Here is a 13,282-nt window from a genome sequence, read left to right on the forward strand (position 1 = left end):
GCTTAATTTTTTTATACAAGGTGCAGCTTTAAGGTCATTCAGCGCACTTAAGGCCTTTTTTCTAAAATCAGATCTGATATTTTTTGCAGTAATTTCTCGGCTTTCCTCCCTGTAATCTTTGCTTCAACCGGCAAATACCACCAGTCAGGTTGCGCAAAAGCCCGGCATTTCACCGCATCTTTTTCAGTCATAAGGAGAGTCTGGCCAGGTTGTATTACGGCAGAAAGGAGTGTGGCGGAATAAGTCCGATGATCAGAAAAAGCGATTTCCTTTTGCAGGACAACCCCTAGCTGTCTAAGCGTGGCAAAAAAACGAGGCGGATGTCCAATCCCCGCCATAGCAACCACATTTTTTAAGCTACCGGCATCACGCTGCTCTCCCGTAGCCAAATTTACCGCCTTACCTGGCTCAAGGATCATGGCCAGTTCACCAGCCTGTGCGGTACCACCATTTGTAATCACCGCATCGACTGAACGCAGACGCGATTCGCGTTCACGCATCGGGCCTGCAGGTAACCAGTGACCATTACCAAAACGGCGGACACCGTCGACGACGACAATTTCGATATCACGCTGCAGTGCATAATGCTGCAGCCCGTCGTCGGTAATCACGATGTCAAGCTCATGCTCCGCAAGCAATGCCTTCACGGCATCAGAGCGAACAGGAGACACCGCAACCGGTGCCCCTGTTCTTTGAAAGATCAGGACAGGTTCGTCACCCGCTTGCGCAGTTGACGTATTCTCGTTCAGGAGAAGCGGATAGCGTTCCGCTTTCCCACCGTAACCGCGAGAAACAACGCCAACACGAAAACCATGCTGTTGCAATGTTTCAACCAGCCAGATAACCACCGGTGTTTTACCGTTTCCTCCGGCGGTCAGGTTACCGACCACCACAACGGGCACCGGGGCCCGCCAGCTTTTTTTCAGCCCGGCTTTATAGCTATAACGGATCAGATTCGCGATCAGACCGTAAAGCCATGCCAGGGGCAGGAGTACAAGATATAGCGGTGATTTGCCTGACCAGATACGATCAATCATTGCCCAAATTGCATCCGGTAGAGTTGTGAGTAAACACCACGCTCTTCAAGCAGGCTCGCATGAGAACCACGTTCCACCACGCAACCATCTTCGATTACCAGAATCTCATCGGCCTTTTCGATAGTAGATAAACGGTGTGCGATCACCAGTGATGTGCGGTTTTTCTGCAGCTCATCCAACGCAGCCTGAATAGCACGCTCAGATTCGGTATCAAGGGCCGATGTCGCTTCATCAAGTATCAAAACCGGTGAGTCACGCAATAAAGCACGAGCAATAGCAATACGCTGACGCTGACCACCAGAGAGCAGAACGCCATTTTCACCAATGACCGTATCCAGCCCTTTATCCATTTTGCTGATAAAGTCCATTGCGTAAGCCATCGTCGCCGCTTTTTCGATTTCTTCGCGGGAGTACATATCCGTACGGGCGTAAGCGATATTATTGGCAATGGTGTCATTAAACAGATGAACGTTCTGAGAAACGAGGGCCACCTGATCACGTAATGACGACAGCGTATATTCCCGAAGATCATGGCCATCCATCAGGATTTCACCTTCCTGAATGTCATAGAAACGGGTCAGCAAATTCGCGATTGTCGATTTTCCTGAACCTGAGCGACCAACCAGTGCAACGGTTTTGCCTTCCGGCAGGCTGAAGGAAATATTACGCAAAGCAGGAATATCACGCCCCGGATAAGTGAAGGTCACGTTTTTAAACTCGACATCACCTTTTACGCGTTTGACTTCCAGTTTGCCCTCATCTTTTTCCTGTTCCATATCCAGAATGGAGAACAGCGTCTGACAAGCTGCCATACCGCGCTGGAACTGGGAGTTCACGTTAGTCAGTGACTTCAAGGGGCGCATCAGGGCAATCATAGAAGAGAACACAACGGTGATAGTACCCGCACTAAGCGTTTCCATCACCGACGGGAAGCTTGCCGCATACAACACAAATGCCAGTGCCAGAGAAGCGATCAACTGAATAATCGGGTCTGAAATTGAAGAGGCGGAAACCATGCGCATACCTTGCTGGCGCATACGGTTACTCACTTTATCAAAACGCGCGGTTTCAACTTTCTGACCACCGAAGATCAATACTTCTTTATGCCCTTTCAGCATCTGTTCTGCACTGGTCGTCACCTGCCCCATGGTGTTTTGCATTGTCTTACTGATATTACGGAATCGTTTAGACACCACGCGGATAACAACAGAAACAATCGGCGCAATCACTAACAGGATTACAGAAAGCTGCCAGCTGTAATAGAACATCATCACAAACAGACCAATGATTGACGCCCCCTCTCGTACAACAGTCACCAGCGCACTGGAAGACGAAGACGCGACCTGCTCGGAATCATAAGTAATACGGGAAAGTAAGGTACCCGTGGATTGCTGGTCAAAGAATGCCACGGGCATTCTCATCATGTGACCAAACAGACGGCGACGCATATGCATCACGACTTTGCCCGAAACCCATGAAATGCAGTAACTCGAAATATAGCCACTGATACCGCGCACAATCATCAGACCGATAACGACCAGGGGCATCCAAAGTAGTATGGAGCGGTCAGCTTTACCAAAACCGTCATCAAGTAGCGGCTTCAGCAAAGACAGCATGAAAGTATCACTGGCGGCGTTTGCGACCAGCGCAATAGCCGCAGCGATCAGCCCGGCTTTAAAAGGTGTGATCATCGGCCACAGACGACGGAATGTCTGCCATGTGGAGAGATCTTTATCGTTCATCATGCAATATCAACCAGCATCGAAAGAAATAGCGGTCTATTCTACTCATTATCTGCAGATACTCCAAACTGGCGGTGGTACCAACGGGGGATTAATTGCTCGCGTAAGCCTTTAATTGTCCAATAATCATCAAAAATGAAGAGGCTGAGTTGACCCGATACAGATGTTGAATGCCAGTCATAACGCGCTTTGTTGTATCTGCTAACAACTTTATGTGCCGGCAGATGCCATTTATTAAAACGGGAGGCTGATGCCAGTACGATAACCGGCTTGACTGCCCGTAGAAAAGGGGGTATCGATGAAGTATTGCTGCCATGATGAGGGACCTGAAGTGCCGTGGCTCGTAATGTGTTTCGCAACTTCCTGACCAGCGCTTTTTCCGTTTCAGCTTCAATATCGCCGGTCAGCAGCAAACTGAATGAACCATCATCAATGCGGATAACACAGCTGTCGTTATTCCGGGCATCGCCGGACATTTTCTCTGGCCACAACACTTCAAAATCCAACCCCTGCCACCGCCATTGCTCGCCCGCGATACATTTCAGATGATGCTGATCAGAAAGGGTACTTTCACGTACGCTGGCAGCAGGGTATCGGTTTTGCAATACGGTTAACCCACCCCGGTGATCTTTGTCATCATGACTGATAATTATCTGTTCCAGCTGGATATTCTTCCAGTTTAAAAACGGAATAATATTTTGTTCAGCGGCTGATCCGCCTTCCCACCTGTTGCCGGTATCATAAAGAACACCTTTGCCATTTTTGCTGATAAGAACAGACAAGCCGTGCCCGACATCAAGCATATCAATCCGCCAGCGCTCTGGTGGATTTCTGTTCATCCAGACGAAAGAAATCGCGAAAAGAGACAGCAAAAGTGAAAAACAATATCTCAACGGGCAAATCCGCCAGCACAATAGCACCAGCCATCCCATCAGGCTCACGACCAGAAAGGATTCACTCAATGGGGTCCAGCCGTCAGGTAATGCTTTAACCCCCCACAGGGCCAGCCTCAGGGTAACGTCAGCCAGTTGCCAGAGCACAGCCTGGACGTAACCTCCTAATGTATAGGGCACGGCGCTCATCAACAAGGCCAGTAATACCAGCGGGACGGTGAACAGCGAAACAACCGGCACGGCCCACATATTGGCCGGAAACGAAAAGAGGTTCATGCCATGGAAAATCCAGACCTGCAGGGGCCAGAGTAGAAGCGTCATCCCCACCTGCAAATGTCCCCAGCGGCAAAATGCCCAATACCATGCCTGCTGAAACATTGCCGGCAAAGGTGCCCACTGAAACCAGAAAACCAGTGCCCCCACGGCAAAGCATGACAACCAGAAACTGTCAGATAATAAATTCATAGGATCGGCCAGCAAAAGCATGGCAACCACCCAAAGCCATATCTGCCACGGATGACAGCGGACACGGAACAGACGCAGCAGGATCCACATCGATACCGCTAACGCTGCACGAACTGCAGGTGCGTTGCCTCCGGAAAGCCAGGTGTAGGTCAGCAGAAAAGCGACGCTCACCAATAACGGAAAGCGATAGTCAATCATCTTTACCGGCATCAAAAACTGTATGCCACGTGCCAGCCACCATCCGAATAATGCCGCCACGGAGATATGTAAACCTGATATCGCCACCAGATGGGCGATGCCCGTCTGTTGCAACAGCAGCTTATCTGCCCTCTCTATTAATCCTTTTTCGCCAAAGGCCAGTGCGATCAGCACAGGCGTATTTTCCATCAGCGGCATCTTCTGCTGCACCCGCTGAATAAACTGCTGACGAAGCGAACTTTTCGCGTCAACTGGCTGACTGTGGCGGACCGTTGCTGTCAATGGCGCATGCTGAGCCAGCGCCCAGCGCTGGGCATCAAATCCGCCTTCATTGAGCATGCTATGGACGGGACGCAAGCTGACGGTCATATCCCAGCGCTGACCCGCAAAAAGTTCTTGCCCTCCCTCATCCCAGTTAGTGCGGAACATGATCGGTGGAAAGAGGATTTTACCTTCAACTTTTTCAATCTTGAAGAGTACAGAGGACGTGCTGGTGTTCCCGAGATTAATACTTTCTACCGCTGCGATAACATGCCGTTTTGTGCCCTGAAGCGCTGAAATCTGATGAAGTTGAATATCGCCCTGAAATGAAGCCCAACTGAGACTCAGCAGACCGATCGCTATCAGGCTGAATATTCTGTGATGTAGTCTGAAACAACAGAATGCACAAAGACACAGCATAACCCGTTGAATAACGCTGGGGAGTTCAGAAAAAATGAGCAGCGGCATCATGCCGGCAATAACCGCTAAAGCAGCCTCGTCCAGTGAGATTTTGATGTTTTACTTCCTTCACGTTGTTCAGACATATTTTCGTGCCGGAGTATGGTTTTCACGCGAAGAAGAGACAAGCAGGAGACCGAAACGCTGGGAGACGTTACGCAAATATTTTGTGATCAGAATTGAAAGAGAGATCAATTCATTAGTCGTAAGGCAAAAAAAACGGCACCTGGAAAGGTACCGTTTTACGTTCGCTATAGGCAGACATTTACGTCCAGGCGCAAGCCTTAGCCGTAAATATTCGCGCGGTCGCGCAACTCTTTACCTGGTTTAAAGTGAGGAACATACTTGCCGTCCAGCTCGACTTTATCGCCAGTTTTAGGGTTGCGCCCAACACGCGGAGCACGGTAGTGAAGAGAAAAACTGCCAAACCCACGGATTTCGATGCGTTCACCATCAGCCAAGGTTGCAGCCATATGCTCAAGCATCTCTTTCACTGCATCCTCAACAGCTTTCGCCGGGATATGAGAGTGCTGGCCAGCAAGTCTTTCAATAAGTTCAGACTTGGTCATAGTACCTCCAAGCTTTGCAGCTAAACTACCGTTTCGGGGCGACTGAGCCGCCCCCCGTCATTACTCGCCTTTTGCCGCTTTGAACGCTTCAGCCATAGCGTTAGAGAAGTTGCTTTCGTCTGGTTTGTTGTTAACAACAGCGATTGCATCTTTCTCGTCTGCTTCGTCCTTAGCACGGACGGACAGGCTTACTACGCGGTTCTTACGATCAACACCGGTGAATTTAGCTTCAACTTCATCACCAACGCTCAGAACCAGAGTTGCGTCTTCAATACGGTCGCGAGAAGCTTCTGAAGCGCGCAGGTAACCTTCTACGCCGCCAGCTAATTCAACTGTAGCACCTTTGGCGTCAACTGCTGTGACTTTACCAGTAACAATAGTACCTTTCTTGTTAACAGACAGGTAGTTATTGAATGGATCTTCAGCCAGTTGCTTCACGCCCAGGGAGATACGTTCACGTTCTGCATCAACTTGCAGAACCACAGCTGCGATTTCGTCGCCTTTTTTGTATTCACGTACTGCTTCTTCGCCTGCAACGTTCCAGGAGATGTCAGACAGGTGAACCAGGCCGTCGATGCCGCCATCCAGACCAATGAAGATACCGAAGTCAGTGATTGACTTGATTTTACCTTCAACACGGTCGTTCTTGTTGTGGGTCTCTGCGAATTGCTGCCATGGGTTGTTTTTGCATTGTTTCAGGCCCAGGGAGATACGACGACGTTCTTCGTCGATATCCAGAACCATAACTTCAACAACATCGCCCACGTTAACCACTTTAGATGGGTGGATATTTTTGTTAGTCCAGTCCATTTCAGAAACGTGAACCAGACCTTCAACGCCTTCTTCGATTTCTACGAAGCAGCCGTAATCAGTCAGGTTAGTCACGCGACCCGTCAGTTTAGTACCTTCTGGGTAACGTTTAGCGATAGCGACCCAAGGATCTTCGCCCAGTTGTTTCAGACCCAGTGATACACGGGTACGTTCACGGTCAAATTTAAGAACTTTAACAGTGATTTCATCGCCAACATTAACAATTTCGCTTGGGTGTTTAACACGTTTCCAAGCCATGTCAGTGATGTGCAGCAGGCCATCAACGCCGCCCAGATCAACGAATGCACCGTAGTCAGTGAGGTTCTTAACGATACCTTTAACTTCCATGCCTTCCTGCAGGTTTTCCAGCAGTTGATCGCGCTCTGCGCTGTTCTCAGACTCAATTACTGCACGACGGGAAACAACAACGTTGTTGCGTTTCTGGTCCAGTTTGATGACTTTGAACTCAAGATCTTTGCCTTCGAGATGCAGCGTGTCGCGAACAGGACGAACGTCTACCAGTGAACCTGGCAGGAACGCACGGATACCGTTCAGCTCAACAGTGAAACCGCCTTTAACTTTACCGTTGATAACACCGGTAACAGTTGCAGATTCTTCGTAAGCTTTTTCCAGCGTGATCCAAGCTTCATGACGTTTAGCTTTTTCACGGGACAGCAGAGTTTCACCGAAGCCGTCTTCAACAGCGTCCAGCGCAACATCAACTTCGTCGCCAACCTGGATTTCCAGTTCGCCCTGTGCGTTTTTGAATTGTTCTGCCGGGATTGCAGACTCAGATTTCAGACCGGCGTCAACCAGTACGATATCTTTGTCGATAGACACAACAACACCACGAACGATGGAACCAGGACGGGTTTCGATTGTTTTTAAGGATTCTTCAAAGAGTTGAGCAAAAGATTCAGTCATGTTGATAATCTTTAGGTTCTTAAGTTTAACGTCCATCTGGCGTCCTGCTGGATGGGGTTGTTTCAAATGCCCCGCTACAGATCCTTGCGGCGAGGTTAAAAAAAACTATAGCCAAAACCGGCACTGAATATTCTTCAGCACCAGATTAAGGCCAGATTACCGGGTTTGTTTTTGCGGTAATCCTAGAATTTCTGTGGCATAAGCCAGTGCTTTTTCGATGACTTCGTCGATAGACATACTGGTTGAATCCAGCAACAGTGCATCGGAAGCAGCCACTAAAGGCGCGATAGGCCTGTTACGATCACGGTCATCGCGTTCTTTGATCTCGGCTAAAAGCCGTTCAAAGTTAACACTAAAGCCTTTTTCCTGCAACTGTAGCATTCTTCTGTTTGCACGTTCTTCCGAACTGGCATCCAGAAATATCTTCACCGGTGCATCAGGGAAAACCACCGTACCCATATCGCGGCCATCAGCAATCAGACCCGGCGCATCGCGAAATGCGCGCTGCCTGCGCAATAATGCCTCACGAACACGGGGGAACGCCGCCGCCTGAGACGCAGTATTGCCTACCGTTTCGGTGCGGATTTCATTGGTAACATCCTCACCTTCTAAAATAACGTGCAATTGCCCGTCCTGAGCCACAAAACGAACGTCGAGATGTGCGGCAAGCGGAACTAACGCCTCTTCTGAGACAATATCAACCTGATGATGCAAAGCTGCCAGCGCCAAAACGCGGTAAATCGCGCCGGAATCCAGCAGATGCCAGTTAAAGGCCTCGGCAAGCGCTTTACACAACGTACCTTTGCCTGCACCACTTGGCCCATCAACGGTGATTACCGGGGCTAAAGCCGTCATTTTTGTCTCCTTTCGGTGGGGGATACCCGCTTCATTAGTCTCACAGGACTAATTCAGGAGCGGCATTATACGCTGCCTTTGCTGCAACTGTTACCCCACATTTTTCAGTTGCCTAAAAAGCGGACGGTTCTGAGCCTGAAAAATAAAAAAACGGACATCCTGGATGTCCGTTTATACAAGGGCAACCTCGTGAAAAGTTATGCCAGTGTGCTGATTGCTGCCAGACGTTCAAAATAGTCAGGGAACGTTTTCGCGGTACACTTCGGATCAAGAATGGTCACCGGCGTATCAGATAAGGCCACCAGCGAAAAACACATCGCCATCCGGTGATCATTATAGGTGCCAATGTCGGCAGACCTCAGCGAATGAGGCGGATCAATGCGAATGTAATCTTCGCCCTCTTCCACTGTTGCTCCGACCTTACGCAACTCAGTCGCCATCGCCGTCAGTCGATCAGTCTCTTTAACACGCCAGTTATAAATATTACGTAGCGTCGTCGGACCTTCGGCAAACAACGCCGCAGTAGCAATGGTCATTGCTGCATCCGGAATATGGTTCATATCCATATCAATGCCTTTAAGTTCACCGCGGGTACATTCGATGTAATCCTCAGCCCAGTGGATAGTCGCACCCATTTTTTCCAGTACATCTGCAAAACGAATATCGCCCTGCATACTGTTTTTGCCGATTCCGGTCACGCGAACCGTACCGCCCTTAATCGCCGCAGCGGCCAGAAAATAGGACGCAGAAGACGCATCGCCTTCGACCAGATAGGAACCCGGAGACACATACTGCTGACGGCCTTTGATGCTGAATTTCTGGTATCCGTGATTTTCGACGTCAATACCAAAGGTTTTCATCAGGTTCAGCGTGATATCGATATAAGGTTTGGAAACCAGTTCACCTTTAATCTGAATGGTAGTGTCGTTACCTGCCAGCGGGGCTGTCATCAACAGCGCCGTCAGGAACTGGCTTGAAACGCTGCCATCGACACTGACGTCACCACCACTAAAGCCACCGCGCAGGCGAAGAGGCGGATAGTTTTCCTGCTCAAGGTAATCAATCTGTGCACCGCCCTGACGAAGCGCATCGACCAGATGCCCGATCGGACGCTCTTTCATGCGCGGCTCACCGGTCAGCACCACATCCTGCTCACCCAGGCACAACGCCGCAGCCAGCGGACGCATAGCGGTACCGGCATTCCCCAGAAACAGCTCCAGACCTTTAGCATTGGAAAAAGCCGTGCCCAGACCTTCGATTTCACACTCTGTCCTGGACGCAGATAAATGATGCGTGACGCCCAACTGAGTCAGTGCTGTCAGCATATGGCGCACATCGTCGCTGTCGAGCAGGTTAGTCAGGCGGGTAGTGCCCTGTGCAAAAGCAGCCAGCAAAAGTGCGCGATTAGAAACACTTTTTGAGCCCGGTAAATTGATGCTGCCGTTAACCAGCGCAACAGGTTGTAATGTCAGGGATTCCACGCTTTCTCCAATTCTTTTTTTCATAAAATGACCCCGGACATTGAGCCGGGGTCATTTTTAAGGCTTCTTACTCAAGCATTCTGCGGGCCCGGAAGCCAGCACACTTAACCGTGACGTTTTTCGAATTCAGCCATAAAGTCGGTCAGTGCTTTTACGCCTTCAACAGGCATCGCATTATAAATAGATGCGCGCATACCACCAGCCACACGATGGCCTTTTAATGCATGCAGACCCGCTTCCTGCGCCTGATCAAGGAACAGTTTATCCAGAGAGGCGTCCGCCATCTGGAAAGGAACGTTCATCCACGAACGGTTCGCATCGGCGACAGGGTTGCGATAGAAACCGGTATGGTCAATGGCGCCATACAACAGTTCGGCTTTTGCGCGGTTGCGTTTTTCCATCTCACGCAGGCCACCCTGTTCTTTCAACCATTTGAACACCATGCCTGACAAATACCACGCGAACGTTGGCGGAGTATTGAACATAGAATCGTTCTCAGCCAGAACGGTATAATCGAGGATAGAAGGCAATTCTGTGCGCGCTTTACCCAACAGATCTTCGCGGACGATAACCAAGGTCAGCCCCGCAGGACCGATATTTTTCTGCGCACCGGCATAAATTACCCCAAAGCGGCTGACATCAATCGGGCGGGAGAGGATGCAGGATGAATAATCGGCTACCACGATTTTGTCACCAAAATCAGGCATTTCATCGATAGCGATACCATCAATGGTTTCATTCGGACAGTAATGAACGTAGGCAGAATCTGCACTCAGTTTCCATTCGCTCATTGGCAAAATACCACGTTTGCCATCGATCGTGGCGTTAACGTCAATCACGTTAGGCGTGCAATATTTTTGCGCTTCTTTGACTGCGCTGTGTGCCCAGTAACCACCGTCGATATAGTCAGCGGAGGATTTATCGCCCAAAAGGTTCATAGGTACTGCGGCAAATTGCGCACGTGCGCCACCATGACAGAACAGCACTTTATAGTTCGAGGGAATATTCAGCAGGTCACGGATATCCTTTTCGGATTCTTCAGCCACCTGGATAAATTCTTTGCTGCGGTGACTGATTTCCATCACCGAGGTACCCAGTCCGTGCCAGTTACAAAGTTCCTGTTCTGCACGACGCAACACTTCAGCCGGGATCATTGCCGGGCCTGCACTAAAATTATAAACCTGAGTCATTTCCCCTCACCACTTCTCTGAGACAGCCACATAGTAATCATTAATTTAACGGTTTTATCATCCGGGACAAGCAGTCTGCAACGGTTATTGATCATGAACTGATAAACAGCGATGAGAAGTTGGTCACAAGGTTCATTCCTCCCTGGAAAGCTGATTTTACAGGATTATCTGTTCACACCCGCACCGTGCTCAGCGCCCTCACCCAGGTGATATTCTGGCACCTTGAATAAGCAGCTTTTACCCGACTTTGAAGGATTTAATCAGGCTACACCGATGACAGGCATCGTGAGCATAAGCGTCCTCTAACCATTATACCTGCCGACCTCCCCGGTCCGACATCTTCATGCTGTCTGAAGCAGAGATCCGCCAGTGGTTACCAGATTCGCCGATAAGCTAAGCGCGTTACAACGCGATTACATTCTTAACACGAATACATGGAGCTCATGCGCAAAACCCCGTATCATTGCGCGTTTTTAGCACGCTCAAAAGTGAACTCAATGACCCAAACTTTTATTCCTGGTAAAGACGCGGCGCTGGAAGACTCCATTTCCCGCTTCCAACAAAAACTCACCGATCTTGGCTTTAATATCGAAGAAGCTTCGTGGCTGAATCCGGTTCCCCACGTCTGGTCAGTGCACATTCGCGATCGCGACTGCCCGCTGTGCTTCACCAACGGTAAAGGTGCCAGCAAGAAAGCCGCACTGGCTTCTGCTTTGGGTGAATACTTTGAGCGTCTGTCGACTAACTATTTCTTCGCGGATTTCTATCTGGGCAAAGAAATCGCTAAGGGTGATTTCGTTCATTATCCGAACGAGAAGTGGTTCCCGCTTCCGGAAGACGACAGCCTGCCGGTGGGTATTCTGGATGAGCGCCTGCATGCATTTTATGATGCCGATAAAGAACTGGTGGCCAGTGATCTGATCGACCTGCAATCCGGCAATCCTGATCGTGGTATTTGTGCCCTGCCGTTTACCCGTCAGTCGGATCTGCAAACTGTTTATATTCCGATGAATATCATCGGTAATCTCTACGTTTCCAACGGCATGTCAGCAGGCAACACTGCCAATGAAGCTCGGGTACAGGGGCTGTCAGAAGTCTTCGAGCGTTATGTGAAAAACCGTATTATTGCTGAATCAATTAGTCTGCCTGAAATCCCTTCGGAGGTTCTGGCGCGCTATCCTGGTGTGGTTGAAGCCATCGCAAAACTGGAAGAAGAAGGTTTCCCTATCCTTTCTTATGACGCCTCGCTGGGCGGCAATTATCCGGTCATTTGTGTGGTTCTGTTCAATCCGGCTAACGGCACCTGTTTCGCCTCCTTTGGCGCACACCCTGATTTTGGCGTAGCACTGGAACGTACGGTGACTGAGCTGCTGCAGGGCCGCAGCCTGAAAGATCTGGATGTCTTCACCGCACCGACTTTCGACGATGAAGAAGTTGCCGAACATGCCAACCTTGAAACCCATTTCATCGATTCAAGCGGTCTGATTTCGTGGGATATGTTCAAGCAGGACGCCGACTATCCGTTTGCTGACTGGAGCTTCAGCGGTACCACTGAAGAAGAATTTGCGACCCTCATGGCTATCTTCGATAAAGAAGATGCTGAAGTGTATATCGCCGATTACGAGCATCTGGATGTTTATGCCTGCCGTATTATCGTTCCGGGCATGTCTGACATTTATCCTGCTGAAGATTTACTGCTGGCAAATAACAGCATGGGTGCGCATCTGCGTGATCAACTGCTGGCATTACCAGACAGTGATCTGCCAAAAGAAACCTATCTTGAGATGATCACACAGCTTGATGATGAAGGTCTGGATGATTTTACCCGTGTTCGTGAACTGCTGGGTATTGCCAGCGGCAAAGACAACGGCTGGTATACCTTACGTGTCGGTGAGCTGAAATCTATGTTGGCACTGGCCGGTGGTGATTTGGATCAGGCGCTGACGTGGGCTGAATGGTCGCATGAGTTCAACTCTTCTGTTTACAGCGATGAGCGCAACAATTATTACCGCTGCCTGCAAACCCTGCTGCAACTCTCTCTGGAAGCAGAACGCGAGCCGGCTCAGTACTATAACGCTTTCGTGAAAATGTATGGTCAGAAAGCGGTTGAGGATGCTTCAGCGGCTATCAGTGGAGAAGTCCGTTTCCACAGTTTGTTTGCTGTCGACCCTGAGCTGAAAGCATTACCTGCCCATCAGGCGCTGCTTGGCGCATATGAAAAGCTGCAAGTCGCCAAACGTCGCCACTGGTCGAAAGCCTGATCCACTGACACGATGAATCCTTTAAAACCGGCAGGATTTACTGCCGGTTTTTTATTTATAGAGCCAGCATCCGTTCACTAAAAAGCCTAAACTTTTGCTGTTCTATTTATGCACAAAAGTTTGACTCGGCAACTAAA

The 13,282-nt window shown here is 49.6% G+C and carries 8 protein-coding genes and 1 pseudogene; 1 reads left to right on the forward strand and 8 read right to left on the reverse strand.

The window, feature by feature from the left end; all coding sequences use genetic code 11:
• Positions 1-47: 47 nt before the first annotated feature.
• From lpxK to serC, 8 genes and pseudogenes are all read right to left on the reverse strand, one after another.
• Positions 48-1,037 carry a tetraacyldisaccharide 4'-kinase gene (gene lpxK / locus J1785_RS10785; RefSeq protein ID WP_129952492.1) on the reverse strand — a complete coding sequence of 330 codons (990 nt, stop codon included), beginning with the start codon at positions 1,035-1,037 and terminating at the stop codon, positions 48-50.
• A complete protein-coding gene (msbA, locus tag J1785_RS10790) occupies positions 1,034-2,782 on the reverse strand; it encodes a lipid A ABC transporter ATP-binding protein/permease MsbA (RefSeq protein WP_129952491.1) in 1,749 nt (582 codons plus the stop codon). Before msbA ends, lpxK begins: the two co-directional genes overlap by 4 nt.
• Before the next feature lie 38 nt (positions 2,783-2,820).
• On the reverse strand, positions 2,821-5,100 hold the full coding sequence (locus J1785_RS10795) for a ComEC family protein (protein ID WP_269154563.1): 2,280 nt from the start codon (positions 5,098-5,100) through the stop codon (positions 2,821-2,823).
• A 239-nt stretch (positions 5,101-5,339) separates the two neighbouring features.
• Positions 5,340-5,627, reverse strand: a pseudogene (gene ihfB, locus J1785_RS10800) (integration host factor subunit beta); the annotation flags it as partial.
• A 57-nt stretch (positions 5,628-5,684) separates the two neighbouring features.
• Entirely contained in the window at positions 5,685-7,358 is a 1,674-nt protein-coding gene (rpsA, locus tag J1785_RS10805; RefSeq protein WP_095925166.1) for a 30S ribosomal protein S1, read from the reverse strand.
• A 156-nt stretch (positions 7,359-7,514) separates the two neighbouring features.
• Entirely contained in the window at positions 7,515-8,213 is a 699-nt protein-coding gene (gene cmk / locus J1785_RS10810; protein ID WP_129952489.1) for a (d)CMP kinase, read from the reverse strand.
• 197 nt (positions 8,214-8,410) lie between these two features.
• A complete protein-coding gene (aroA, locus tag J1785_RS10815) occupies positions 8,411-9,694 on the reverse strand; it encodes a 3-phosphoshikimate 1-carboxyvinyltransferase (RefSeq protein WP_129952784.1) in 1,284 nt (427 codons plus the stop codon).
• A 104-nt stretch (positions 9,695-9,798) separates the two neighbouring features.
• A complete protein-coding gene (serC, locus tag J1785_RS10820; RefSeq protein WP_129952488.1) occupies positions 9,799-10,884 on the reverse strand; it encodes a 3-phosphoserine/phosphohydroxythreonine transaminase in 1,086 nt (361 codons plus the stop codon).
• 497 nt (positions 10,885-11,381) lie between these two features.
• On the opposite strand from serC, the gene ycaO reads away from it, so the two are divergent.
• Positions 11,382-13,145 (forward strand): 30S ribosomal protein S12 methylthiotransferase accessory factor YcaO, encoded by a 1,764-nt coding sequence (gene ycaO / locus J1785_RS10825; protein WP_217139093.1) that lies wholly within the window; start codon positions 11,382-11,384, stop codon positions 13,143-13,145.
• Positions 13,146-13,282: the final 137 nt, after the last annotated feature.

This window comes from Rahnella perminowiae, assembly GCF_019049755.1.
Taxonomy (GTDB): domain Bacteria; phylum Pseudomonadota; class Gammaproteobacteria; order Enterobacterales; family Enterobacteriaceae; genus Rahnella; species Rahnella perminowiae.

What these genes read in the sequence shown, in the direction of transcription:
- cmk (WP_129952489.1), bottom strand. Translation starts at nt 8,213, where the DNA reads ATGACGGCTTTAGCCCCGGTAATCACCGTTGATGGGCCAAGTGGTGCA.
- ycaO (WP_217139093.1), top strand. Translation starts at nt 11,382, where the DNA reads ATGACCCAAACTTTTATTCCTGGTAAAGACGCGGCGCTGGAAGACTCC.
- serC (WP_129952488.1), bottom strand. Translation starts at nt 10,884, where the DNA reads ATGACTCAGGTTTATAATTTTAGTGCAGGCCCGGCAATGATCCCGGCT.
- lpxK (WP_129952492.1), bottom strand. Translation starts at nt 1,037, where the DNA reads ATGATTGATCGTATCTGGTCAGGCAAATCACCGCTATATCTTGTACTC.
- msbA (WP_129952491.1), bottom strand. Translation starts at nt 2,782, where the DNA reads ATGATGAACGATAAAGATCTCTCCACATGGCAGACATTCCGTCGTCTG.
- rpsA (WP_095925166.1), bottom strand. Translation starts at nt 7,358, where the DNA reads ATGACTGAATCTTTTGCTCAACTCTTTGAAGAATCCTTAAAAACAATC.